Raw genomic sequence first — 23,651 nt, forward strand, 5'->3', positions numbered from 1 at the left:
GTCATGCCGCTATGGCGGCCCGCAGGTGGTACAGGGAGGCTTCAGCGCTGTCCTTGACATCGGGGAGGGCGGTGCTGGCGCGCAGGATCCGCTGGAGCTGGTGCGGCAGCCGGTGGGAGGCGGCCCCGTCGACGGCGGCGTGGAACTGCTCCCGTGCGCCCGCCCGGTCGCCGCGACGCAGCAGGACCTGGCCGGCCGTGATGGCGGAGATGATCCGCCACTGGGTGCTGGCGTTCAAGCCCGGGGTGGGGGCGTGGTCGAGCAGGTCGGCGGCGGCGTGGATGCGGGAGGTGCCGAGCAGTCCGCGCAGGTGGACCTCGTGGAGGGTGAAGGCGGAGAAGAGCGGGGTCGGGTCGGTCTGGTCGAGGAGGCGTCGGCCTTCTTCGACGGCATCGTCGAAGGCGGTGGTGCGGCCGGCGGTTCCGGCGGCGCGGGCCAGCAGGACGACGGCTTCGGCACGGGCGGCGATTGTGGGGGCGAGGTCGCGGGCCCGCTCCAGCCGGTCGAGGGCGCGGGTGTGCAGGCCGGACTTGCGCAGTTCGTTGCCGTGGTGGCGCAAGGAGTAGGCGTGCAGCGCCGGGTCGTCGAGGCGCCGTGCAACGGCGAGTCCCTTGCCGGTCCAGCGGGCCGCGGCGGCGAGGCGTTCTTCGGGCAGGACGTGGCCGAGGGCGACGCCGAGGCTGGTGCGGGCCCGGGCGAGCAGGCGCAGGAGGTCGAGGTCGGTGTGGCCGTCGGCGGCGCGGGCTTCCAGTCGGGCGACCAGGGGCCAGAGTTCGGCGACTGCGGTGGTGGCCTGGCCGGACTGGCGGGCGATCTCGGCCAGGCGCAGGACGCTTTCGGCGAGCTGGATCACGAGGCGGTGGTCTCCGTCGGCTTCGTCGGTGACGCCGAGGCAGTGCGGCGGCAGGCCGAGGCGCTCGGCGAGGGCGAGCAGCGAGCGGGTGTCGGTGATGGTGCGCGATCCGGTCTGGATGCGGGAGATGTAGCTGCGGGAGTAGCCGAGCAGGTCGGCGAGGTCCTGCTGGGTGAGGTGGTTGATCTCGCAGTAGAGCCGGAGGATCTCGGGGAGGCTTCGGCGGCGCAGGGCGCTCTGGGCCCTGGGCGTCGTCCAGTGCCAGCGGATTCCGTCGGCGGGCAGGGCGGGGAGCACCGGCTACGCCCGGTCGAGGTGGTGGTACCAGCGCGCGATGGACTCCTTGTAGCCCTGGGGCATGGTGAGGGCGTCGACTTCGTCGCGGTGGAAGCGGCCGGCTTCCTTGTGCTCGTGGCTGACGACCGCCTCGCGGTCGCGGTCGTCGGCGGCGAGGGTGCAGCCGTAGGTGACGATGAAGACCTGCCGGCCGGGCAGCGGCTCGTACATCCACACGTCCAGCAGTTCGCCGGCGGTGGCCCGCAGGCCGCACTCCTCAAGGATCTCGGTCTCGACGCGCTCGACGGGCGTCTCCGCGCCTTCGAGTTTGCCGCCGGGCAGTTCCCACTCCTCGCGCTCGTTCTTCAGCAGCAGCACGCGGCCGCCGCCGTCGACGACGACGCCCTTGACGGAGATCGGGAACCGGGCGGGGACGTACGGCTGCTGGTCGGGGAGGGTCATGCCTTCTTCCACCACGCTGATCGGTCGGGCAGGGGTGCTTCGACGCTAACAGCTCGGCCCGGGCGCGAAGCCGGGAACGCCCATGATCACGATGTGACTGGTTGTCACTTTACGTTCGGCGAAAGGGCCGTGACAGTTGTCGTCACCCATCTCGCCTGTCCTTCCAGGGGGATTCGCATGCCATCGAACGCTGCCTCGAACGCCACCGTCTTCCTGCCCACCCCGTTGCACGCCGACGGCGGCCGCGTTCCGCTTGCAGTGACCGAGCGGTTGCGCGAGCACGGTGCGGTGCTGCTGGAGGGCCTTCACGGGAGGGGCGAGGTCCGGGCGGCCGCCGAACTGCTGATGGAGGTGGTCCTTCGGCACCGCGACAGCGGCCCCGACGGCCTGACCGTGCTGCGAGACCTCGGGACCTCCGTCGCCGAACGCTCGACCTTCGCGGGTCTGGGCAAGGGCGCGCTGGCGCCGCACACGGACTGCACGCAGGCGCAGGACCCGCCCCGGCTGCTTCTGCTGGCCTGCCAGCGGGAGGGGACGGCAGGCGGGAGCAACGTCCTGGTCGACGGCCGGCAGGTGCTCGGGGACATCCTGCGCTTGGACCCCGAGGCGCTTGCTGCCCTGAGCGCGCCGCGGGCGGCGTACTTCGGCGGTGCCGACGGCCGATTCAGCCCGGTCTTCGCCCCGCTCGCCGACGGCCGCTGGCACCTCAGGTTCCGCGAGGACGCCCTCGCCCGCTTCTCGCCCGACGTGATGCCGCACCTGCCCGCGCTGCGGGAGGCCGTACGGCGCAGCGCCGCCACCGCTCGGCTGCGCCCTGGGCAGGCCCTGCTCGTCGACAACCACCGCGTTCTGCACGGCCGCGGCGCCTTCACGGGCGAGCGGCTGATGCTGCGGGCCCTGGGCGCTGCGGCCGGGTGGCTGGAGCTCGAACCGGGATTCGCCGCGGTGCCCGCGGCCTGACCCGATCCGGGGCCGGCTGGCCCCGTCCACAAGCTCCTGGTGATGCGGCATGCACTCCGCGCGCCGACACCAGGTCCCGCAAGGGAGATCCGAAGGAGGAACCCGATGGCCCAGAGCATCACCCCCCAGACCCCGGTGACGGCCGGCGGCGAGTTCGACCTGGACGTGACCGTCGTCGAGACCGTCGACGCGGCCAGCCTGCAGGTCCTCACCGACGACGGCTGCGGCGCCACCTGCGGCGCCTGCACCACCGGCCTGCACTGACCACCCCGGGCCGTCCGTGCGCCGGGGGCGCCCCCGGCGCAGGGACGGCAACACCCCGCACACCTCTCACCGCCGAATCGAGGTCGCTGTGCCCCTCCCCACGCCCTACCGTGCTGCCGCCGTGGCGCTCGTGCGCGCCGCCGCCCGCCCCGACCTGCCGGTGCACGCGCTGCCCGACCTCGCCGCGGGCAGCGAAGATTCGAGCGGGGAGCAGGAGCGCTGGCTGCGCGAGGTGTGGGCGGACGGGCGGTTGGCCGAGGCCGTCGAACTGGCCAGCCCGGTGCTCGCCCGCGGTGTCGCGGAGCTGCTGGCCGCCGAGCGGCCTGCGGCCGACCGGGTGCGGCGCGCGGCGTTGTCCACCGCCCGCTACGTCCTGCGGGCCCAGGGGCGTCCGACGCCGTTCGGGCTGTTCGCCGGCGTTCAGGCCGCAGCCGTCGGCGGTGCGGCCCGAGGCGACTGGGGCACCGACGACCGCAGGAGCACCCGGGTGCCCGCCGCTCGGCTCGCCGAGGCGGCCGGTCGCTTGGAGCGGTGCGCGGAGGTGCCGGCGCGGCTGAAGGTGCTGGCGAACAACACCGTTCAGGTCCGCGGAGAGCGCCTCGTCGTCCCGCACCGCAACCTGACCCGGTCCGGCGGCCACCCCGCACCGGCCGAGGCCACAATGCGCCGCACCGGGCCGGTGGCGTTCGCGCTGGCCGCCGCCCGTAACCCGATCTGCTTCCAGGACCTGATCGACAAGACCGCGGCCGAGTTCCCGACCGCGTCCGCCGGCCAGGTCACCGGCCTGCTCCGCGAACTGCTCGCCCAGGGAGCCCTGGTCAGTTCGCTGCGCGCCCCGGCGACGGAGGCAGATCCGCACGCCTGCCTGCTGCAGGCCCTGGAGCGGGCAGGCGTCGACCAGCTGCCCGAAGTCTCCGACACGGCGATGGCGGTAGACCTGCGTCTGGACGCCGACCTCGTCCTGCCGACGCGGGTGGCCGAGGACGCGGCCCGGGCCGCGGAACTGCTCGCGCGCCTGAGCCCGCTCCCGAAGGGCGACGCGGCCTGGCGCGCCTACCACCAGCGCTTCTACGAGCGCTATGGGCGCGGCGCGTTGGTGCCGCTGCTGGACGTGGTGGCCGACAGCGGCATCGGCTGGCCGGACGGCTATCCGGGCGCCCGGCCGGCCGAGCGGGCGCGGTTCGACGCTCGCGACGAGGCGCTCGCTGCTTTGGCGCAGCGTGCGGCGCTGGCGGGCGAGCGGGAGGCGCTGCTGGACGAGCGGGTGCTCGACGTCCTGGGCACGCCGGAGGGCGAGACGAGGTTCCCGCCGCACCTGGAGGTCCTCGCCCGCCTGCACGCCCGCAGCCCCGGCGCGCTCGATGGGGGCGAGTACCGGCTGGAGGTTACCTCCGTGTCCCGGGCGGCGGGCGTGTCCGTGGGCCGATTCCTGTACCTGCTCGACCCTGTACATCGGGACGCCTTCCTGCGGCTGCTGGCGGCGCTGCCGACCACGGACGAGGACACCGTCAGCGCGCAGCTGTCCTTCCCGCCGATGGATCCGGCGACCGGGCACGTCGCCCGCAGCCCGGCAACCGGGCAGCTACTGATCAGCCTCGGCGAGTACCGCGAGCCCTCCGAGGGCGCCCTGGGCCCCGAGGACCTGGCGGTGGGCTGCGACGGCCGCCGCATGTACCTGGCCGCCCCCGAACGGGGCGTACGGATCGAGGCCGCCGCCACCCACGCGTTGAACCTGCTTGCCCACACCCCGCCGCTGGCCCGGCTGATCACCGAACTCTCCCGCGCCCACACCGCGCAAACCGTCCGTTTCTCCTGGGGGGCCCTCGCCGCGCTGCCGTTCTTGCCCCGGCTGCGCTGCGGCCGGATCGTCCTGTCCCCGGCCACCTGGCGCCTCACCGCCGCCGAACTCCCACCCCCCGACGCCCCGCACCCGCAGTGGGACCAGGCGTTCACCGCATGGGCCGACCGCCACCGCGCACCCCGGTACGCGACGCTCACCGCCGACAGCCAGGGCCTGCCGCTCGACCTGCACCACCCGTCCCACCGCGTCCTGCTGCGCGAACACCTGCGCGCCGCACCGCACGCCGTCCTGGTGGAGGCCCCGGAGCCGGCCGACCTCGGCTGGACGGGCGGCCGAGCCCACGAGGTCGTCTTCCCCGTCACCGCTACCCGCCGCTCCACTCTGTGGCCCGCCCTGCCCCGGCCCACCAGCGCCCGCCGGCTTCGGCGCGGCCACGGCGACGCCCCAGGCACCTCCCGCGTGCTGCTCGCCGCCCTGTACGGGGACGTGGAGCGCCAGGACACCGTCCTGGTCCGGCACCTGCCGCAGCTGTTGGAGCGGCTCGGGCAACCGAAGTGGTGGTTCGTCCGCTTCCGCGACCCGCGCCAGCAGCTGCGCCTGCGCATCGCCCTGCCGGAGCCGGCCGCGTTCGGCCCCACCGCGGCCGCCGTCAGCGCCTGGGCCGGTGAACTTCACGACGTGGGGCTGCTGTCCGAGGTGGCGTACTCCACCTCCTACCGGGAGAAGGGCCGCTGGGGCGACGGAGCCGCGTGGGACGCCGCCGAGGAGGTGTTCCGGGCCGACTCCGCTGCCGTCCTCGCCCACCTCTCCACCCCGACGCGGCCCGGCCGGCACGCGCTGCTCGCCGCGCACGCCGTCGCCATCGCCACCGCGTTCACCGGCTCCGCCACCAACGGGCTGCGCTGGCTGGTCGCCAACGTCCCCGCCACCGCGCCAACTTCCCTCTCCCGGTCGGTGTTCACCGAGTCGGTACGCCTGGCCGACCCCGCCGACGGCTTCGCCGCCCTGCGGGCCGAGCTCGGCGGCAGCGCGGTCGCCGACGCCTGGGCGGTCCGGGACCGGGCTCTGGACGCCTACCGCCGCCACTTCCCCGGCCCCCACACCCACGGCGTCCTCACGGACGACGTCCTCGGCTCGCTGCTGCACTGCTCCTACGTCCGCGCTCACCGCATCGACTTCGACGACGAGGCGATCGTTCTCCACCTGGCCCGCGCCACCGCCCTCGCACGCCTTTCCCGGAACGGAGACCGGTGAACGCCCCGCACCCCGCACTGCACCTGTCCGACCGGATCGCCGACCTGCTCACCGACCCGGCCGACCTTCCCGACGCCTGGACGACACACCCGTCCTGGCGTCAGTCCCTCGCCCACGGCATCCCCGGCATCGCCCTGTTGCACGTCGAACGCGCCGCCAGCGGCCGGGGCCGCTGGGAGATCGCCGCGCGGTGGCTGTCGATCGCGGCCACCGCCCCCGTCACCAGCGGCCCGGACAGCTACCTCTACTACGGTGCCCCCGCACTCACCCACGCCCTCGCCTGCGCGAACCAGGCCCGCCCCGGCACCTACCGGACAGCCCTCACCCACCTCGACCGCGCGGTGGAGGACGACACGCTGCACCGCTGCGCGCAGGCCCGCGCCCGCCTCGCCCGCGGCGACCTCCCGGCGCTCACCGAATTCGACACCATCCGCGGCCTGGCCGGCCTCGGCTCCCTCCTGCTGCGCCGTGAACCCGGCGGGCGGGCCCTGCCGGAGGTGCTGGCCTGCCTGGTGAACTTGACCAAGGACGTCAAGGACGACGGCAACCTACTGCCGGGCTGGTGGACCGCCGACGGACCCTCCGGGAAACCCGACCCGCGCTTCCCCGGCGGACACGGCAACAACGGCCTCGCCCACGGCATCGCCGGCCCCCTCGCCCTGCTCTCCCTCGCCCTGCTCCACGACGTCGAGGTGGACGGGCAGCGGGAGGCGATCCGCACCGTGCTGGACCACCTGGAACGCCTGCGCAGCGGCCACACCTGGCCCTACTGGACCACCCGCAGCCACCTCGCCGACACTCGGCACAGGCCGTCGGCGCAGCGGCCGAGCTGGTGCTACGGCACCGCCGGTGTCGCCCGTGCCCAGCAGCTCGCGGCCCTCGCCCTCGACGACCCGCTGCTGCGCCGCGCGGCCGAGGCGGCGCTCGCCGCCGCGCTGAGCGACACCGCCGCCTTGGCGGCGACCACGGACCTGTCCGCCTGCCACGGTTTCGCCGGACTCGCTCACATCGCCCACCGGGCCGCCGCCGACGCCGACCCTCCCGGTGTCGCCCGGCTGCGGGCGGCCACCGCACTCCTGCTGGACACCGCCCACCCGCCGCGCACCGACCCCGACCGCCAGGCCCGGCACCTGCTCGACACCGCGGGACCCGCGCTGCTGGAAGGCGCCGCCGGCACCGCTCTGGCCCTGCTCGCCCCCGCCACCGCCACCACCCCCGCCACCGGCTGGGACGCCTGCCTCCTGACTGCCTGACCGAGGACACCGATGACCGACCAGGGGATCAACACGGCACCTGCCGTGCTCACCAACTCGCCCGTCTCGGTTGAGGCGGTCTGATGACCACCATCGACCAGGCCGTCACTCTCGCCTCGTTCGGCGCTATATGGGCCGTACTCGCAGTGGGACACACCCTCGCGGACCACGTGATCGGGCAAACCGACCACCAGGCTGACGACAAAGCGGCCCCCACCGCGGCTGAGGTCGCCGACGGAGCCAGCCCGAGGCGCGGCTGGGGCGCGTGCCTCGGCCACGTCGCCCAGTACCACGTGGTGGTGGCCGCGGCGCTGACCCTGGTCTGGGCCGTGCTCCCGCTTCAGATGTCGTGGACCGGCTTGGCGGCAGGGCTCGCTGTCTCGATGGTGACCCACGCCTTTTTCGACCGCCGATGGCCTGTCCGCTGGCTCCTGGAGCACATCGGCTCCAAGCAGTTCGCACAGCTCAAGACGGCCGGGATGGACGGCATGTACCTGGCGGACCAGGCCCTGCACCAGACCGCGCTCCTTGTGGCAGCCCTGCTGATCACCCGACTGTAGAGAAGGACGAAGTGAGACACGCCGACAAAGCAGCGACAACGTGGATCCAGCACGACCTCGCCTTCGCCGACCCCGCCACCGTCGAGCAGACCGCCGCCCACCACCTCGCCCCCGTCCTCGCCTTCGCCCAGAACTCCGGCGACCTGGAGGACTGGTGGTACATGCGCAAGACCGGGCTGCGGCTGCGCTACCGCGCCGCCGCCCCGGCCGACGCCGTCACCGCGCTTCTGCAAAACCTCACCGAGACGGGCCTCCTCACGGGCTGGGCCACCGTGGTCTACGAGCCGGAGACCACGGCGTTCGGCGGTGAGGAGAGTATGGAGGTCGCCCACCGCCTCTTCCACGCCGACAGCCGCCACCTGCTGGCCCGGGCCGCCGAGCCGAACCCGCCCGCCCTCGGCCGCACCGAGACCGTCGTCGTCCTGACCTCCGCCATGCTCCGCGCGGCCGGACTCGACTGGTACGAACAGGGCGACGTCTGGGCCCAGTTCGCGATGCTCCGCGACACCCCGGCACCCGTGGCCCCCGAACGCGCGGCCACCCTGGCCGCGGCGATGCGCCACCTGATGCGCCTCGACACCTGGGCCCTCACCCGCGACACCACCCCGCTCGCCCACCACGGCGGCTGGGTTCACGCCTTCGAACAGGCCGGGCAGGACCTCGCCCGCCTCGCCCGCGACGGCTGCCTCACCCGCGGGGTCCGGGCAGTCCTCGCGCACCACCTGCTCTTCCACGCCAACCGCGCCGGCCTGCCGGTCGACCACCAAGCCGCCATGGCCGCAAGGGCGTTGGACGCCATCTTCCACTCCGACGAGGACCCCACGCCCTCGATGTCCACCATTCGCACCACCACTAGGGCCACCCGTATGACTACTCTCAGTAGCGCCACCGCCTCCGCCGCCCCGACCGCAGAGGAGCTGCGCGCCGCTCTCACCGACCGCCTGCTCGAACAGGGCGCCATCCGCACCAGCGCGGTCGAGAACGCCTTCCGCACCGTCGCCCGCGAGCACTTCCTGCCCGGCTTCCCTCTAGAGAGCGCGTACGCAGACAACCCCACCTACACCAAGGCCGACGGCTCCGGCACGCAGATCAGCGCCGCCTCCCAGCCCGCGATCGTCGCCCTGATGCTGGAGCAGCTCGACCCGCAGCCCGGCGAGAGGATCTTCGAGGCGGGAGCCGGCACCGGCGTCAACGCCGCCTACATGGGCCGCATCGTCGGCCCCGACGGACGCGTGACGACCGTGGATGTGGACGAGGACCTCGTCGACGGCGCCCGCAAGCACCTCGCCGACGCCGGCATCACCAACGTCGAAGCCATCCTCGGCGACGGCGCCCTCGGCCACCCGGCTGCGGCCCCGTTCGACCGTGTGATCGCCACCGTCAGCAGCAGCGAGATGCCCACGCCGTGGCTAGAGCAGGTCAAGCCCACCGGCCGGATCGTGCTGCCGCTGCGGCTGCGCGGCACCGCCTCCCGGACCATCGCCTTCGAGCGCGGTGAGGACGGCTGGGTGTCGGTCGACGACCAGCTCGCCGTCTTCATGCCGCTGCGCGGCAGCATGGACGACGCCCGCCGCACCGTCGACCTCACCGGGGGCGGCACCGTCACCCTCCAGGTCCACAAGGACCAGGACGCGGCGGTCGACGCCTCCCTTCTGACCGGTGTCCTCGACAGCGGACGCCACGAGACCTGGACCGGGGTGACCATCCCCGCCGGAACCACCTACGAGTACCAAGACCTGTTCCTCGCCCTGACCCTGCCCAACTCCCTGATGCGGATGAGCGTCAGCACCGCCGCCCGCGAGAACGGCACCGCCAGCCCGATGTTCGGCTGGGGCGCCATGGCCACCGTCCACGACGGCTCCCTCGCCTACCTCACCCTGCGCCCCGGCGAGCCCACCGCCGAAGGCCGCAAGACCTACGAGACCGGCGTGATCGGCCACGGCCCCGACGGCGCCGCGCTCGCCGACCTCGTCTCCCAGCAGATCCGCACCTGGGACACAGGCTTCCGCGACCGCACCCCGCGCATCGCCCTGCCCGACACCCCGCCCGCCGCCGACCCGACCGCCGGCCGCTTCGTCCTGGAGCGCCCGCACCACCCGATCACGATCACCTGGGAGTAGCCGCCGTGCACCCGACCGGCCCCACCGCCCGGCGCTTCCCGCTGGTGCCCAGGATCCGACCCGCATGCCTGCCCTTGAACGCCCGTGTCGGCCGGCTTACCGAACTGGCGGACACAGCCGCCCGGCAGGCCGACGCGGGCCTGGCCTCCACCGTCCTCAACCAGGCTGCCCTCCTCGCCTCCGACCTCGACCTGCCTACCGACGCCCGCGAGCTGTGCCACCGCCACGCGAACCTGTACCTCACCCGCGGCCCGCTGACCCCGATGAGCGCCATCCGGGGCTTGGAGCCGATCGTCAACCTCGCCCGCCTCCACCTGCGCGCCGGCCGCCACCAGCACGGCCACCGCCTGCTCCTCGACCTCTACCAAGCCGCCGCCACCGCCACCGAGACGACGCTCGACGGCATCACCGTCCCGGCTCGTCTCACCGAGACCGACGAGCAGCGGGCCGAAGTCCGCCGGTGGCTGTGGCGGGTCGTCATCGCCGACGGCACCCGCGCCCTCACCGCGGCCGGCCGCTGGCAGGACGCCCTGCGCCACATCGAGGAGCACCGCGGCATCGGCCGCCGCATCCTCGACGGCCGCCAGACCGCCGTCCTCGCCGCCGCCACCACCGGCAACCACCCCTCCGCCCTCGCTCTCCTACGCGAGACCGACCCCGGCGAACCTTGGGAAGGCGCCGTCACCGCCGCCCTCACCGCCCTGTGCCGCCCCGGCGACCGGACCGCCGCCGAACACGCCGCCGACCTGTGGACCGCACTCGAACCGGACGACGGCCTCGCGGTGTTCACCACCCGCCTCGCCCTCTCTGTCCTCGACGCCACCGAAACCGGCGGCCCGGCCGCCCGAAACCTCGCCCGGGCCGCCATCGATCGAACGGATGAATCCGGCGACGGCTACGCCCTACGCGACCTCCTCGCCCACCCCGCCGCCCGCGGCGCCCTGGGCGCAGATAGAACAGCCGTCCTCGAACAGGCTCTCGCTGCCTACGCGCTGGGCAGTGGCGCCTTCCCGGAGGGCTCCCGCGAGCGATTGAGCACCGCGGTCGACAGCGCCTCCCAGGTGCTCGAAAACGCCCCCTGCGACCCAGGCGAGCCCGGAGCCGACCCGCTTGAACGACGCCCGCCCGAACCTCGAACACCGGAGTTCCTGACACGCCCGTCGATTACCCAACTCACCTTGAAAAGCTGAGACTTACCGCTCCGAACCGCACCGCCTGAGCGGCCCGTACACCGGACACGGAGCCCCGATTGCCTGCCGCCCCTGCGGAGATCGCTGCCCAACCCACCTGCCCCATCCCGTCCGCCTTCGAGAACGGAGACCGATGTCCACCGACCAACACCCTGCCCCGCCCGCCGAGCACGGCCCGAGCACCGAGGTCCGGGACTTGCCGCAGGCCCACCCGGCGCCGCTGCTCGGGGTCCGCGCTCTGCTGCGCGATGCCGAGGGGCTGCTGCTGGTCGTCGACCGCGGCGGGCAGAGCGGCTGGGACCTGCCCGGTGGCCCGGTGGGCAGCGAGCTGCCCACCGTCGCGCTCGCCCGCCACCTGCGCGACACCGTCGGCGTCGAGACCGAAACCGGCCGGCTGCTGGCCGTGGACACCGTGCCCGCCAGTCGGCCGCTGTTGGACCTCCTCTTCGCCGCACACGTCTCCTCCGCCAGCCCGACAGCGGCAGAGACCGAAGGAGCCCGCTGGGTCGACCAGGCGCAGGCACTCCAGCTGCTGGAACCGGCCGCGGCGGCCCGCCTTCGGGCCGCGTTCGACGCCGAACAGGGCGCACACACCGCGCTGCTCCACGACAGCGCCCCGGTGACACCGTCCACTCGGGACTACTACCGGCAGCTACCGTCCCCGATGGCGGCCGCCACCGTGCTGGTCCGCGACACCAGCGGCCGGATTCTGGTCCTGGAGCCCACCTACAAGCAACACTGGGAACTGGTCGGGGGCATGATCGAGGCCGGCGAGTCCCCGGCCGAGGCCGGGGCCCGCGAGGTCCAGGAGGAGATCGGGCTGGACCTGCAAGTCGGGCGGCTACTGGCGGTGGACACCGCCCCGGGCCGCCTCGTGCGCAGCGGCCGCGCCCGGATCGTGCATGTCCACGCCCTGGAGCCTCTGACGCCCGACCAGGTGGACGCGGTAGTTCTCGATCCCAAAGAGGTGCGCTCGGCCCGGTGGCTGACCCCCGCCGAAGCCGCCGGCCTGCTGCCGCGCATCCTGGCCGAGCGCGTCAGCGCCGCGCTGCGCGCCCTGGAGCGCGGCACCGTCGAAGTCCTGGACCGCACGGACACCGTCACGCCCGCGGACCCCGGACGCGGAGACCCCCGCTAGCGCCACCGCCCGACCGCACCGTCCCGACACCCGGCTCCGTCCTTAGTCAAGAAGGAGAAACGTTGCGAAAGTTCATGGACCCCAAGCGCCTGTGGGGCACCCCCGGTGGCCCCGACGAGGACTGGCTCCGGCCCCACGTGCTGTGGCTGCCCCAGCACCTGCCCGACGTAATCAACTACTTCGACCGGGTCCGCGCCGTCGCCTCCCGCCACCCGGACGTGATCGCCCCGATCGCCACCGCTGACCTGCACATGACCGTTCAGAAGATCGATGCCCGCACCGCCGACGGCACCCGCGTCAGCGCCGCCGACTTGGAGCGCGCCGCCGAGGCGGTCCGCGAGGAGCTGGCCGCCCTCGACCCGTTCGGCGTCGAGATCGGCCCCGCGCGGGCCTCCGGTTCTGCGGGCATCGTAGAGATCCGGCCCAGCGACGACCTGGAGCACCTCTACCGCTCGGTGCGCACCGGACTGATCGCCGCCGGACTCCAACTCCCCGACGCCGAGCGGCCGTGGTGGGCTCACATGTCGGCCGGCTACGGGGTGCAGGACACCGACACCCCGGAGCTGGCCGCCCGCTCCGACCGCCTCGCATCCGCCCTGGGCCGTGCCGTCCAGCCCCCCACCCGGGTCACCGCCCTGGTGGAGAGCGTGTGGCTGGTGTGGGAGCGCCAGCATCCCGGCAGCGACGGCCCGCGTTACTCCTTCGAGCGCGTCCACGAGCTGCACCTCGCCCGAGGCGGCTCGGGCCAGCGCGCCGGAGCCTCGACGTCCACGGAACACACGGAAGGACTTGCTCATGCGCGTCACGATCGGTGAACCGCCCGGCGGTGAACGCCTGTCCGAGGACCGTGTCCTCGTCAGTGCCGGCCGCGACCTGGTGGTCGTCCTCGACGGCGTCTCCACCGTGACCGACGAGACGCCCCGCGGCGGCTGGTATGCCCAGACCCTGGGCGAGGGGGTCCTCGCCGCCCACGCCCGCGCCTCGCTGGCCGAAGCCTGCGCCGACCCGGCCACCGGGCCGCAGCGCGTGGTCGAGACGATCGATGCCTACGAGCACACCGACCCCGACGGCCGCGCGTACCCGCGTTACAAGACCGCCGACGACAAGGCCCTGGCCCTGGCCGTCTTCGACCCGCCCTGCTGAGCACGGCGTGATCGGCCACGCCCGCCCCGGCGGCGGATCCGGGCCGCTCGGCACCGGACCCACCCCACCACGCTAAGGAGAGGACCATGCTGCTGCGCTTCGGCACCTACAACCTGCTCGACCTCGCGATGCCCCGCACCCCGGTGCATAGGCACCGCTACGGGCTGATCGTCGAGGCGGTACGGGAGATGTTCGCCGGCCGGCCGGGCGTGCTGGGGGTGCAGGAAGTCCTCGGCGAGACCGCCGAGGAGGCCGCCGCCGTCCTGGAGATGCTGGCCGACGACACCGGCATGCACTGCCAGGCCACCACAACCCCCGGCGGCGTCCCGGCCGCGGCCATCGCCGCCAGCGGGCACAGCTTCCACGTCGGCCTGCTGTGGAGCCCCGGACTCGAGCCGGTGCCCGGCGGGATGCGCGCCTACCCGGGCGGGTCGGACTTCTGGCACTCGATGATCACCGTCGTGCTCGACTGCGGCGGCCCAGTCCCGTCCAAGTGGTGCTCCTACCACGGCGACCCGTTCCGGCCCGCCCAGCGCCTGCACGAGGCGTACCGGGTCCTGTCCGCCTTCCAGGACGCGCGCATCCCCGGCGGGGTCGCCGCGGACTGGAACAGCATCAGCGCGGACCGGCGCCCGGACGGCGGCTACTTCGACCCCGACACCCTCCCCGGGCAGTACCACCGCAAGGTCCGCTACCAGGCGAAGTTCGACCCCGGCGACCCCACCGCGCCGCCCGCCACCGACCGCTCCGCTGCGGCTTTCCTGGCGCAGCCGCCGGGCGGCCTGCTGGACACCGCCGCCCTCGCCGGCGTGCCGTGGCTTCCCACCACCGGCCACTGGCTCGTGGACGGCCGAGCCGACGACTTCGGGCCAAGGCGCATCGACACCCTGCGCGTCACCGAGGACCTGGCCGGCGCGGTGCGCGCCCACACCACCCACGGCGGCCCGCTGGCCGCCGAGTTGGCCGCTGCCGTCCGCGCCCACCTCGCCGACCCGGCCGGGGAGTCGATCGGGGCTAAGGCCACCGCCGTCGTCACCCGGCACGCCGCCGAGAGCGGCCTGTCGGCCGCTGAACGAGCCAGCGACCACCTGCCCGTCAGCACCGACCTCGACCTGGCCGCCTTCCGGCCGCACAACGACGCCCATACCGGCAGGCGCCCTTGAACGGCCCGCCGGGACCCGTCGTCCGGGACGTTCGTCACCACCAGCACCGGCATCGGGCCCATGCGCCCCGGGCGCACGAACCGTCGAGAAGTCTGATTCGCCCCACTGGCCTAGGGGAGGCGTGACACGATGCGCGCACACCCCTTCGCGTCGGCGCCGAGTGAAAGGACACGGACATGATCGAGGCCCCTGCCGCGCTGCGGGCGCGCACCGCCTGCTGGCGCGGTACCGGCGGACCCAGTGACTGGGATCAGGCATGGGACCGGGCCGTGGCCTACCTCGCCCCGGCCTATGCCCAGCAGGACCCTCAGCTGCTCGATCCCGACCGCGGGCGCTGGGCCGAGGGCGCCGCCGGCCTCGCCCTGGCTTGGTACCTCCTGGCCGCCACCAGCGCAACGCCCGTCGCGCAGGTCCCCGTTGACGACGTCCGCGCGCTCGCCGTCCCGGATCCGGGCACCGCAAGCGCCGAGTCCACCGTCGCCCGCATCGACGTCTTGTTCGAGCGCGCCGGGCACCACCTCGACGACGCCGACCCGGTCGCCGCCTGCTGGCGCGACCTGCGCGCCGACCTCTCTCCCGCTCAGCCCCTCCCGGAAACCGTGCAGTCCGACTGGACGATGCGCTGGGGCCCCGACAAAGTCCGCTCCCTGTTGATCGTCCTGGACCGCGCCGCCACGGCGGGCGCCCGGTAACGCGCAGCGCAGCGAGGCCAGTTGGCCGCCCCGGCGGACTAGTCTTGGGCTGTCGGCCCGGGAGGGCGACACCGCAAGCCGCCGGTCGGTGCAGGGCGAGGACGGAGAGGGCATGGCCCACTGGAAGATCACGATCGGCGGGCCGGTGCAGGTCCGCCGGGATTCACCTGCCTACGCCCAGCACAACTACTTCTGGGGGCGCGCCAGCGAGGACAGCCTCCTCGGGCAGTACCTCATGGAGGACCCGCCCCCGCCGGCCTGGGACACCACCCTCGTGCAGTGCCCCCACTGCGCCGGTACCACCAGCTTCCTCGCCGTCGGGGACTGGGGCGCGCCCGGGGAGCTGACCTGCCTGCCGTGCGGCCGCGCGTTCGGCCTGGACGACCCGGTGCTCGTTGCCCAACTCCTCAAGGACGCCATCCTCACCGGCATCAGCCGCTCGCCCGAGCGCGACGGCGACGCCGTCTGGCAGATCCCCGCGCCCAGCCTCACCGAGGCGATCCGTCCGCTGGCCGCCCAGGCCCGCACCGCGTTCGCCAGCGGACTGTGGATCGTGTCCGACGGCGCCGTCCCCTTCCTGCGGGAGCTGTTCGTCCGCCTGCACCAGCGTGACGGCGGCACAGCCCTCCACCTCGACGAACGCGTCGACCAGGTCCAAGGCGCCGTGGTAGCGCTCCACGAGCAAGCGGGCGCCGACTGGGAGGTGCGGCAGTGGCTCGCCGACTGCGGCCGCGCTCTGTCCCGGGTCGCCTCGTTCAGCGCCGCCCAGTACCGCGGTTCTCTGCCGTACGGACTCCTCGACGCCGAGGAAGCACTCGTCCTGGTCTCCGAAGAACTCCGTCGGGCCATCCACGATGAGGCTGCCGGCTGAACCCGGGCCGGGCCGCGATGTGCCGCCCAGCCAGGGCCCGATTCCCGGTCGGCCCGCCCTGGCCCGGCGGCGCAGGCGCAGCGAGAACGCCGAACACTGGTAGTGACGAAAGCGTCTCGCTGCGGATGCGCGTTGTCGTAGGCTGGCGCAGTAGGGCGGGAGCGGGAGGGGATGGTCGTGCGAGCGCCGCTGGCGGACGGTTTCGTCGTTGATTCCAGTGCCGTGTTCCGGGCGTCGGTCCAGTTCCTGGACACCAAGGAATTCGTGTACGACATCGCCACGGGTGCCGCCGGAGACCTCGCGTCGTCCTCCGGGATGGCCGGGGACGACAGCGTCGCGCACTCTTTCGCGGCCAAGTACGAGCCGGCCGCCAAGACGATCGTCAAGGCCATCGGCACGGCCGGGCAGGCGATGGCCACGGTCTCGGGCCGGCTGCTGACGATGGCGGCGAACTACCTGGCCGCCGAGGACTCGATCGCGGCCGCCATGACCGGCAAGATCGACACCTCCTCCGGCACGGCCCAGCGCGCGCAGGAGTGCGAGCCCAGCGAGGCGTACACCGGCCTGCCGATGGTGACCGGGTCGAAAGAGGTCCACGAGATCCCGGTGATCGGGAAGTTCTGGCCGCAGGGCGACCCCGACCGGCTCCGGCACGCGGGCGAGGTATGGGCGAAGTGCGCGTCCCTGCTCGACGACGCGCAGGTCAACGCCGGCCGCCACGCGGCGGACGTCGTCGAGTACTGCCAGGGCAAGGCGTTCGACGCGTTCCAGCAGTACGCGGCGACGGTGTACGCCGCCCGCCCGCACGGCGCAAGCGACGTGTCGCCGTCACTGCCGCTGATGGAGAACCTGTCCGCGTCCTGCCGCCAGATGCACGCCCTGTGCACCCAGTACGCGGACGCCATCGACGACTGCCGCAACACGCTGATCGGCCTGGCGACGGCAGCCGGGATCATCACCACGGCGGGCGTCATCCTCACCGTCTTCACGCTGGGCGGCTCGGACGTGGCCGCCGGGGCGGCGGACGCGGCGCTCGCCGCGGACGCCGCCGTCGCGGCCGAGGCGCTGACGGCAGCCGAAGCCGAGCTGGCCGCCGCCGCAGCGGTCGCCGAAGCCGAAGCCGTCGTGGCCTCCCTCGCCGCGCGCCTGTCCCTGACCATCGGCGCCGCCGCCACGGCCACCGCGGTGACGGCCGCCACCGGGATCGACTCCGCCAGCGCCGCCACGCCGCCGGGCCCGGGCAACCCCCTCGCGGCACCCGGCGTCGGACCCGTCCCCGCGCCCTCGCCGCCCCCATACCGGATGTACACCCCCGCCGAGCAGTTCGGCGCCTCGACCTGGGTCGCGGGCCTGCCGCAGCGGCAACCCAACTACGGCACCGCCGACGATCGCGCCTACCAGGTCCGCGTCGCCGGCACCCCCGAGCGCCTGATGCCCGGCGCCAACGGCGAGACCGTGTGGGCGGACGGATTCCGGCCGACGGACGGCGCGATCATCGACGCCAAGAACGTCCGCAAGCAAGGCTGCAGCCCCCGCTCCCTCGAAGGACTCCAGGAGGGCAAGTTCAACACCAGCCTGCTACTCAGCAAGGACGAGAGCGAGTTGAACAGGTACCAGGCCGCCATCGACAACCCCGCCAACCACGCCCAGTACCTCGAAGTCGACACCCCCGACCCGGCGACCGTCGGATACTGGCAGTTCCTGCTCGCCGCGAACCACGTGAAGAGCAACGTCCGCGTCGTCCCCTGACGGAGGCCCACCCATGCAGGACGCGATCTTCGTCGCCGCACCCGAAGGCACATCGTGGCCGCTCAGCGTCCACGACGTCGAACAGCAGCTGCAGACGCGCTTCCCCGGCATCCGGACCTGGCACAAGTACGCGCCGGTCAGCCGCTGCGACTACGTCGACTTCGAGATCACCGCCGACGGCGAGGCGCGCCACGGCAGCTACTTCGACCGCCGACACCTGATCCTGCGCGACGGCACCCCCGAGTTCTGGGCCGACACCATCGCCTGGCTCCTCGCCCTGCTGCCCGCCGCAACCCCCGCCATCGCCATGGTGGAATCCAACCCCGACGTCATGCCGCCCATCCCGGCGGGAGCGAGCACCCAGCAGATCACGGACCTCCTCGACAGCCTGCTGGAGCAGACGTGACACACCACGACGATGCGCGCCCCCCGGTCCGACGGCCCCAGCCTGCCGTGCCGGAGCCGGTCGCCGAGTGAGCACTCGTGGAACGATCCGGCTCTATCCGCCCGCCAGTTCGGAGTACAGGCCGGTGGGGTACAGCTGTGTCTGGAGCGCCACTTCGAGGAGCAGGATCGTGTGCGCGGAGGGCAGGCGGCTGCCCTGCAGCACGGTCAGGACCGTGGGGTGGGCCACCTGGGAGCCGGTCAGCCGCGAGAGTTCGCGGGTGCCCAGGCCCTGCCGCCCCATGGCGCCCTTGAGCGCCTCGGCGATGGCCTGCCCGAGGTGCGCGCCCGGGGGCGCGCCGGGAACGAGGGGGCCGGCGGGCCAGACGCCGCCGTCGGCGAGGTAGGCCCGGGGGACGACCTCCCGCGGCATCTCGCACCCCACAACGTCGATCGCTGCCGAACTCACTGACCGCCCCATTCTCCCGTGCCCCGGTGCGCCGACCGCGCCATCTCTAGTGGTAGTTTTTTCTACCATCTGGAGGGGGTGTTCGAACGCATGCTCTATGTGGGCATTGACTGGTCGTCGGGGTGGCTCGACCTCGCGGTCCTCGACGGGTCCGGCGTCCTGCTGCTGGAGCACCGCATCGTCTACGCCGCCAAAGCCGACCCCGTCGCCGCCTACCTGGAACTGCTGCGGCCCCTGTCCCGCACCTGGCGCTCCGCCAGCGTCACCGGGATCGAGGAGGTCGGCCTGCCGTTCGCGCGGGCCCTGGCGGCGGCCGGGCTGCGGGTGGTCCACGTCGACCCGACCCGCGCCGCCCGCCACCGTGCCGCCCTCGGCATTCCCAAGAGCGACAGGGCGGACGCCCGGATGCTCGCGGACCTGGTCCGCCAAGGCGTCTACCGCACCGTCGTCGACAGCAGCCCGCGCGCGCAGGCACTGCGGGTGATCACCCACGCCCACCGTGCCGCCGTCGAGGACCGGATGAAGGCCATCCACGCCCTGCGCGCCGCTCTGGAGAGAGCGTGGCCCGCCGCCGTCGCCGCCTGGCCCTCCTCCCGCGGCGGCCTGAGCAGCCCGCAGGCCCTGGCCGTTCTGCGCGCCGCACCCGGGCCCCGGGCGGCCGACCGGCTCACCAGAACCGAGCTGGCCGACCTGTTGCGCGAAGCCGGGCGCACCCGCCGGCTCAGGGACGAGGCCGAGCGCCTGCACCTGGCCTTCAGCCGCCCCGCGATGCTCTCGCACCCCCAAGTGGAGGAGGCCGAAGCCGTTCGAACCGCCGACCTGGCCGAGACCCTGGCGGCCGCGGTCGCACGTGTCCAGCGCCTGGAGGCCCGGATGGCCGACCACTACCGCCGCCAGCGCCACCACCACCTCACCGCCGGCATCCCGGGCATCGGCGGCATCCTCGGCGCCCAGCTGCTCGCGGAGATCGGCGACCGGCCGCACGAGCGGTTCGCCAACGGCCGCGCCCTGGCCGCGTACGCCGGAGTATCACCGGTCACCTGGTCCTCCGGAACCGTCACCCGCGTCTCGCTGCGCCGCGCCTCGTCCACTCTGCTTCGCTCCACGCTCCACCGCGCCGCGTTCGCGTGGTCCAGGCACTCCCCGGGCGCGGCGGCCTACTACCGCACGCGGCGCGAGGCCGGCGATCTCCACTCCACCGCCCTGCGGAAGCTGGGCCGCAAGCTGATCATGTGCCTGTACCACTGCGTGACCACCGGGGTGGAGTACGACGACGGCCGGGCTTTCGGCTACAACCCGGGCCCCGGCGCGCCGACGCTGGCCAGGCAGCCGCCGCTCAGCGAGGACGAAGTCGCCCGCGCCCGGGACCTACTCTCACTGCCCGGCACCAGCGTTGCCAGCGTGGCACGCACCCTGGGGGTCAGCCCCCAGACCGTCGGCCGACACGTGCTCGGCAGGCCGAGGACCAGCCGCTCGGCCAACCGCCCGTCCCAGGGCCGAGGTGTTCCCCGTACCGCGGGGAAGACCCCCGCCCTCGGCCAGGGCGGACGCGAGGTGGGTGGGCCGCGGTACGCCCGCGAATCTCCGGGCCACTGAGCCCCTACGTGGGAATGGCGCCCGCACCGCCCACCCGCCTCGCCACCAGCTTTCCCCTCCCATTCCGTCGACCGCCCCAGGGACACCCTGATGACTGCACCGGTTCACGGCATCACCCCCCGCGACGTCCCTCAAGTACGCCTCGACATCCTGGACTGGCTCGCCAGCCCCACCACGCGCACCATCCTGGAGCAGCGCGCCCCGACCCCGGGCGTCACCCAGTTCCTCGCCGCGAACGCGGCCAGCGCCGAGCTCTACTACGTCAACTCCGACATGACGCACCTCGCCCACACCGTGGGCCGCGACCTTGGCGTCTACGCCCTCACCCCCGACGACCTGCCCGCCCGCAGCGGCCTGCTCGTGTGGGAGACACCCCTCGACGACGGCGGCGCGCACTGGGCCCCCAGCGCCGTGATGTGGCTCGCCAACGAAACCAGGTTCAGCGTCAGCATGTTCGTCTCCGCCACCCACTACCTGCACTGGGCCAAGGCGTGGGGACCAAGCGCCGTCACGGACGCCCGACCCATCCGAGCCGGCCGCCTGATCCTCCGCGGCCAAGCCCAACCCCTGCCGGTCGACGGCCGAGAACGGCCCTGGGAGACGATGAACCTGGCCGCCAACGACGTCGTGCTGCGCACCCTGCTCGCCACCTGGCTCCTGATCCGGCAGCCGGCCTCCGCACGCACGCTGCACCACGTCGAGCACGTGCCCGCGCCGAAATCCGTCCAACACCGTCTTCGAGGACGAGCGCCGGACCCGGCCGCCGCGATCCGGCTGGTCACCCTGCGCAGAGCCCTGCGGCCCGCTGCCGGCGCCGCCGCCGACCGGGAGCACGCGGCCCAGGTGTACCGGCACAGGTGGGTGGTCCGTCTGCACCGGCGCACCTACCCCGACCACACCTCCCCGTCCGGTTTCGACAAGAAGTGGATCGGCCCCTACCTGGCTGTCCCCAAGGGCTGCGAGAGCGCTCCGATCATCGGCGCTGACCGCGTCAACGTCCTACGGCGTTAACTGGCCGGTGCCTGGGCCGACGAGCACCAGTACGCACCCTCTTCTGGTCGCGCCGAGGAGTTCCTCGGCGAACACTTCCGAGAAGAGCAGCAAACCGCCGAAACGGCTACACAGTGCTACCACGGCACCGTCTTGGCCGCTGTCCGAATGAGTAGTGCTGCCTGCGTTCACCGGCCGCTGAGCCGGGAAACGAGCACCAGCTCATACCCTTCTCCGGCCGCGCAGGCCCGCACCACCTCGGCGACGTCTCGGTCCAGGCCGCCGTCCTCCCGCACCAGGTGGTGCTGGCGGGTGAGGTCCAGGGAGGTGGCTGGCAGAGGGGTCTTGGTGCGGCCGCGGGCCAGGGCCACCAGATCGCTGAACGCGGCCGCTCCGGCCTGAGCAGCCCCCAGGCCCTGGCCGTCCTGCGCGCCGCGCCCAGACCCCGGGCGGCCGACCTGCTCACCCGCGCCCACCTGGCCGACCTGCTACGCGAAGCCGGGTACGCCCGCTGATCTCCGGGCCGCCGCGCCCCTACGTGGGAATGGCGCCCGCACCGCCCACCCGCCTCGCCACCCCAAGGAAGCACGTCGGCCCCGACCCGCACGCTCCTCACGCCGCCCCTGGAGACCTCTCCACCGGGTGCCGCCGCATCCAGCGAAGGGAACTTCCCCATGACCGCCAACGACAAGACCACCGACCCGGCCCTCGGCTTCGCCGGGCCCATCCCGGGCCCGGCGACGAAGCAAGGGCCGGACGGCCGGACGCTGCGCCGCCGCTGGACGCTCACCGGCTACCAGGCACCCGTGCTCGGCAACGCCCACTTCCAGTCGGCGTTCGTCCCCGACGACGGCACCCCGGACGGAGAAGTCCTCCACGAGTGGCACGAGGGGGATGGCTTCCTCCCGCTGTGCCTCGTCGTCACCGGCTGGACGTACTGGTCCTGTCACCGCGAGTACGAACGCCTCTGGGCCGAACGCAAGGCCGCGGAGACGGCCTCGTAGCACTGCCGGGAAGCCGCCGCCGGGGCGGTGGACGTACTTGCGGCAGTCGGCGGTGGTGTCGTGGACGCGGAACTCGACGCCCGCCGGATAGATCCGGATCGCTGGGACGTTGTCGGGCTGGTGGCTGAAGCGCGCGCACAACTCGCTTACGAGGTCGCCGACTTCGATCGCCGGGCCGCCGTGATAGCGGCCGGGGATGCGATTCCAGCGGTCTTCGATCTTGATGGTGGGCGGGGTGAAGCGGGCCACGGCGGTGTTCTCCTCTGCTCGATTTGTGATCGGCGTCACCGGTTTTTCGTTCCGGGGCACGAACGGTGGCCGCCGGGGTGGGCATGCTGGCGGCATGACCGAAGAGTGGTGGCATCCGGCGGAGTACGCGCAGGCGTGGATCGAGACGGACCGGGAGCGGGCTCGGGCGGAGGGCCGGAAGCTGCCGCCCTTGTTCAAGAGCCGGGGGACGGGCGCGCGGCGGGAGTTGATGCGGGAGGCCCAGCACTGGCGGGCGTTGGCGTCCGGGGAGATGCTGGCGGCGAACGTCCCGCCCCGGCCGGCCGGGGAGCACGTCGAGGCGATCAGCGGGTTCTTCGCCGTGGTGTTCGCGGCGTTGCGCAAGCGGATGGCCGAGCGCGGCGCGGCCTTGCTGCCGCCGGGTGTCGACGTCCGCCTGGACGAGGCCGAGCAGCGCGTGAACCGGGCGCTCGGCCTGGTGCGGGAGTTGGTCGGCGCCGGGGTGTGGTCGCGGGCCGGGGACGCCGCCTGGTTGGAGCTTCAGTGCTGGGCGGACGACGTGGACTTCGTCGGTGCCTTCTCCGATGCGGAGGGCCCGGTGCCGGGGGGCTGGGAGCCGGAGGGCTGGGAGTCGTATCGGGCGCTGTCCACCACGGCGCCTTGGTGGCGTTGGAAGTACGACTGACCGCGGCGGGTGGTTTTCGTGGCGACCGTCGGCGCGGGTTCGGGGGGTTGGCCTACCGTGTGGCCATGGATGTCGAGCTGACCGAGGATGAGCTTCTGCGGGCGCTGGCCGCGCTGGAGGCGGTCGTCAGGGACGACGATGCCGCGCTGGCGGCCTTGGCGGGCGGCGCCGGTGAGCGTGCGTTGCCGCTGCTGCTGGCCGCCTACGGGCGGAAGGTTCTGATCCGCATCCTGGCTACTCTGTTCGGCGTCGACCCGGCCATGGGCCGGGAGGAGACGAGTCAGCTGGTTGCGGAGATCAACGCCGACCCGATGGCCCGGATGGTCATCGTCCTGACCGGCGCCCTGCACAACCAGGCCGCGCCCGCGGGCGACGATCCGGCTGTCGCGAAGCAGATCGGAGGGTCGATCCTCATGGCGCTCCACGCGTTCACCGACGCCGACCACCAGGAGGCCATGATCATGCTGCGCGCCCTGCGTAGTGAGGTTCTTCACAGCTGACGGCCGGGTCGGCGACGGCTTCTGGCAGGAACTCCAAGCCCGTCCG

Annotated in this window: 24 protein-coding genes; 20 read left to right on the plus strand and 4 right to left on the minus strand. The window is 73.4% G+C overall.

The features are described from left to right. Position 1: 1 nt before the first annotated feature. Both ACIP60_RS13665 and ACIP60_RS13670 read right to left on the minus strand, forming a co-directional pair. Complete coding sequence (locus ACIP60_RS13665) at positions 2 to 1,150, minus strand: helix-turn-helix domain-containing protein (protein WP_400683253.1); 1,149 nt, start codon at positions 1,148 to 1,150, stop codon at positions 2 to 4. Between the two features lie 3 nt (positions 1,151 to 1,153). Continuing rightward, positions 1,154 to 1,591 (minus strand): NUDIX domain-containing protein, encoded by a 438-nt coding sequence (locus tag ACIP60_RS13670; RefSeq protein ID WP_400683255.1) that lies wholly within the window; start codon positions 1,589 to 1,591, stop codon positions 1,154 to 1,156. A 177-nt stretch (positions 1,592 to 1,768) separates the two neighbouring features. Between ACIP60_RS13670 and ACIP60_RS13675 the strand changes: the two genes are divergently transcribed. The 15 genes from ACIP60_RS13675 to ACIP60_RS13745 all read left to right on the plus strand — a co-directional run bounded on the left by ACIP60_RS13675 (position 1,769) and on the right by ACIP60_RS13745 (position 18,155). Continuing rightward, positions 1,769 to 2,551: a TauD/TfdA family dioxygenase gene (locus tag ACIP60_RS13675; protein WP_400683258.1), complete on the plus strand. Its 783-nt coding sequence runs from the start codon at positions 1,769 to 1,771 to the stop codon at positions 2,549 to 2,551. 105 nt (positions 2,552 to 2,656) lie between these two features. Then, the gene (locus ACIP60_RS13680) at positions 2,657 to 2,815 is read left to right on the plus strand and encodes an FxLD family lanthipeptide (RefSeq protein WP_400683260.1); all 159 of its coding nucleotides are present in this window, start codon (positions 2,657 to 2,659) and stop codon (positions 2,813 to 2,815) included. Between the two features lie 121 nt (positions 2,816 to 2,936). Next, the gene (locus tag ACIP60_RS13685) at positions 2,937 to 5,870 is read left to right on the plus strand and encodes a lantibiotic dehydratase (RefSeq protein ID WP_400683263.1); all 2,934 of its coding nucleotides are present in this window, start codon (positions 2,937 to 2,939) and stop codon (positions 5,868 to 5,870) included. After that, positions 5,867 to 7,123 (plus strand): lanthionine synthetase LanC family protein, encoded by a 1,257-nt coding sequence (locus ACIP60_RS13690; protein ID WP_400683266.1) that lies wholly within the window; start codon positions 5,867 to 5,869, stop codon positions 7,121 to 7,123. Before ACIP60_RS13685 ends, ACIP60_RS13690 begins: the two co-directional genes overlap by 4 nt. Before the next feature lie 83 nt (positions 7,124 to 7,206). Then, positions 7,207 to 7,683, plus strand: a complete 477-nt coding sequence (locus tag ACIP60_RS13695; RefSeq protein WP_400683268.1) for a DUF3307 domain-containing protein — start codon at positions 7,207 to 7,209, stop codon at positions 7,681 to 7,683. Positions 7,684 to 7,694: 11 nt separating this feature from the next. Then, the gene (fxlM, locus tag ACIP60_RS13700; protein ID WP_400683270.1) at positions 7,695 to 9,803 is read left to right on the plus strand and encodes a methyltransferase, FxLD system; all 2,109 of its coding nucleotides are present in this window, start codon (positions 7,695 to 7,697) and stop codon (positions 9,801 to 9,803) included. A gap of 74 nt (positions 9,804 to 9,877) precedes the next feature. Continuing rightward, positions 9,878 to 10,993 (plus strand): hypothetical protein, encoded by a 1,116-nt coding sequence (locus ACIP60_RS13705; RefSeq protein ID WP_400683273.1) that lies wholly within the window; start codon positions 9,878 to 9,880, stop codon positions 10,991 to 10,993. Between the two features lie 133 nt (positions 10,994 to 11,126). Then, entirely contained in the window at positions 11,127 to 12,131 is a 1,005-nt protein-coding gene (locus ACIP60_RS13710) for an NUDIX domain-containing protein (RefSeq protein ID WP_400683276.1), read from the plus strand. A gap of 62 nt (positions 12,132 to 12,193) precedes the next feature. Further along, on the plus strand, positions 12,194 to 12,946 hold the full coding sequence (locus ACIP60_RS13715; RefSeq protein WP_400683279.1) for a 2'-5' RNA ligase family protein: 753 nt from the start codon (positions 12,194 to 12,196) through the stop codon (positions 12,944 to 12,946). Next, on the plus strand, positions 12,927 to 13,274 hold the full coding sequence (locus ACIP60_RS13720) for a hypothetical protein (protein WP_400683281.1): 348 nt from the start codon (positions 12,927 to 12,929) through the stop codon (positions 13,272 to 13,274). The genes ACIP60_RS13715 and ACIP60_RS13720 overlap by 20 nt, the downstream gene beginning before the upstream one ends. A gap of 86 nt (positions 13,275 to 13,360) precedes the next feature. Then, positions 13,361 to 14,437, plus strand: coding sequence for a hypothetical protein (locus tag ACIP60_RS13725; RefSeq protein WP_400683284.1), 1,077 nt, complete (start codon positions 13,361 to 13,363; stop codon positions 14,435 to 14,437). A 176-nt stretch (positions 14,438 to 14,613) separates the two neighbouring features. After that, positions 14,614 to 15,129 carry a hypothetical protein gene (locus ACIP60_RS13730; protein ID WP_400683287.1) on the plus strand — a complete coding sequence of 172 codons (516 nt, stop codon included), beginning with the start codon at positions 14,614 to 14,616 and terminating at the stop codon, positions 15,127 to 15,129. A gap of 112 nt (positions 15,130 to 15,241) precedes the next feature. Continuing rightward, entirely contained in the window at positions 15,242 to 16,000 is a 759-nt protein-coding gene (locus tag ACIP60_RS13735; protein WP_400683290.1) for a hypothetical protein, read from the plus strand. Positions 16,001 to 16,177: 177 nt separating this feature from the next. Then, positions 16,178 to 17,749, plus strand: coding sequence for a restriction endonuclease fold toxin-2 domain-containing protein (locus ACIP60_RS13740; protein WP_400683293.1), 1,572 nt, complete (start codon positions 16,178 to 16,180; stop codon positions 17,747 to 17,749). Between the two features lie 13 nt (positions 17,750 to 17,762). Continuing rightward, the gene (locus ACIP60_RS13745) at positions 17,763 to 18,155 is read left to right on the plus strand and encodes a hypothetical protein (protein WP_400683295.1); all 393 of its coding nucleotides are present in this window, start codon (positions 17,763 to 17,765) and stop codon (positions 18,153 to 18,155) included. 93 nt (positions 18,156 to 18,248) lie between these two features. Here ACIP60_RS13745 and ACIP60_RS13750 read toward each other — a convergent pair whose 3' ends face one another. Next, positions 18,249 to 18,602 (minus strand): hypothetical protein, encoded by a 354-nt coding sequence (locus tag ACIP60_RS13750; protein ID WP_400683298.1) that lies wholly within the window; start codon positions 18,600 to 18,602, stop codon positions 18,249 to 18,251. 78 nt (positions 18,603 to 18,680) lie between these two features. Between ACIP60_RS13750 and ACIP60_RS13755 the strand changes: the two genes are divergently transcribed. Continuing rightward, positions 18,681 to 20,198, plus strand: coding sequence for an IS110 family transposase (locus ACIP60_RS13755; protein WP_400683301.1), 1,518 nt, complete (start codon positions 18,681 to 18,683; stop codon positions 20,196 to 20,198). 90 nt (positions 20,199 to 20,288) lie between these two features. Continuing rightward, a complete protein-coding gene (locus ACIP60_RS13760) occupies positions 20,289 to 21,209 on the plus strand; it encodes a hypothetical protein (protein ID WP_400683303.1) in 921 nt (306 codons plus the stop codon). A gap of 167 nt (positions 21,210 to 21,376) precedes the next feature. Here ACIP60_RS13760 and ACIP60_RS13765 read toward each other — a convergent pair whose 3' ends face one another. Continuing rightward, positions 21,377 to 21,664 (minus strand): hypothetical protein, encoded by a 288-nt coding sequence (locus ACIP60_RS13765; RefSeq protein ID WP_400683306.1) that lies wholly within the window; start codon positions 21,662 to 21,664, stop codon positions 21,377 to 21,379. 198 nt (positions 21,665 to 21,862) lie between these two features. Between ACIP60_RS13765 and ACIP60_RS13770 the strand changes: the two genes are divergently transcribed. The 3 genes from ACIP60_RS13770 (at position 21,863) to ACIP60_RS13780 (ending at position 23,605) form a co-directional block, all read left to right on the plus strand. Further along, positions 21,863 to 22,192, plus strand: coding sequence for a hypothetical protein (locus ACIP60_RS13770; protein ID WP_400683309.1), 330 nt, complete (start codon positions 21,863 to 21,865; stop codon positions 22,190 to 22,192). A gap of 343 nt (positions 22,193 to 22,535) precedes the next feature. Continuing rightward, the gene (locus ACIP60_RS13775; protein ID WP_400683311.1) at positions 22,536 to 23,105 is read left to right on the plus strand and encodes a hypothetical protein; all 570 of its coding nucleotides are present in this window, start codon (positions 22,536 to 22,538) and stop codon (positions 23,103 to 23,105) included. A gap of 65 nt (positions 23,106 to 23,170) precedes the next feature. Continuing rightward, positions 23,171 to 23,605 (plus strand): hypothetical protein, encoded by a 435-nt coding sequence (locus ACIP60_RS13780; protein ID WP_400683314.1) that lies wholly within the window; start codon positions 23,171 to 23,173, stop codon positions 23,603 to 23,605. Positions 23,606 to 23,651 lie beyond the last annotated feature (46 nt).

It is taken from the genome of Kitasatospora sp. NPDC088783 (assembly GCF_044750705.1).
Classification (GTDB): Bacteria; Actinomycetota; Actinomycetes; order Streptomycetales; family Streptomycetaceae; genus Kitasatospora; species Kitasatospora fiedleri.

What these genes read in the sequence shown, in the direction of transcription:
- ACIP60_RS13725 (WP_400683284.1), top strand. Translation starts at nt 13,361, where the DNA reads ATGCTGCTGCGCTTCGGCACCTACAACCTGCTCGACCTCGCGATGCCC.
- ACIP60_RS13720 (WP_400683281.1), top strand. Translation starts at nt 12,927, where the DNA reads ATGCGCGTCACGATCGGTGAACCGCCCGGCGGTGAACGCCTGTCCGAG.
- ACIP60_RS13670 (WP_400683255.1), bottom strand. Translation starts at nt 1,591, where the DNA reads ATGACCCTCCCCGACCAGCAGCCGTACGTCCCCGCCCGGTTCCCGATC.
- ACIP60_RS13770 (WP_400683309.1), top strand. Translation starts at nt 21,863, where the DNA reads ATGACCGCCAACGACAAGACCACCGACCCGGCCCTCGGCTTCGCCGGG.
- ACIP60_RS13760 (WP_400683303.1), top strand. Translation starts at nt 20,289, where the DNA reads ATGACTGCACCGGTTCACGGCATCACCCCCCGCGACGTCCCTCAAGTA.
- ACIP60_RS13695 (WP_400683268.1), top strand. Translation starts at nt 7,207, where the DNA reads ATGACCACCATCGACCAGGCCGTCACTCTCGCCTCGTTCGGCGCTATA.
- ACIP60_RS13675 (WP_400683258.1), top strand. Translation starts at nt 1,769, where the DNA reads ATGCCATCGAACGCTGCCTCGAACGCCACCGTCTTCCTGCCCACCCCG.
- ACIP60_RS13710 (WP_400683276.1), top strand. Translation starts at nt 11,127, where the DNA reads ATGTCCACCGACCAACACCCTGCCCCGCCCGCCGAGCACGGCCCGAGC.
- ACIP60_RS13735 (WP_400683290.1), top strand. Translation starts at nt 15,242, where the DNA reads ATGGCCCACTGGAAGATCACGATCGGCGGGCCGGTGCAGGTCCGCCGG.
- ACIP60_RS13680 (WP_400683260.1), top strand. Translation starts at nt 2,657, where the DNA reads ATGGCCCAGAGCATCACCCCCCAGACCCCGGTGACGGCCGGCGGCGAG.
- ACIP60_RS13775 (WP_400683311.1), top strand. Translation starts at nt 22,536, where the DNA reads ATGACCGAAGAGTGGTGGCATCCGGCGGAGTACGCGCAGGCGTGGATC.
- ACIP60_RS13780 (WP_400683314.1), top strand. Translation starts at nt 23,171, where the DNA reads ATGGATGTCGAGCTGACCGAGGATGAGCTTCTGCGGGCGCTGGCCGCG.
- ACIP60_RS13730 (WP_400683287.1), top strand. Translation starts at nt 14,614, where the DNA reads ATGATCGAGGCCCCTGCCGCGCTGCGGGCGCGCACCGCCTGCTGGCGC.
- ACIP60_RS13745 (WP_400683295.1), top strand. Translation starts at nt 17,763, where the DNA reads ATGCAGGACGCGATCTTCGTCGCCGCACCCGAAGGCACATCGTGGCCG.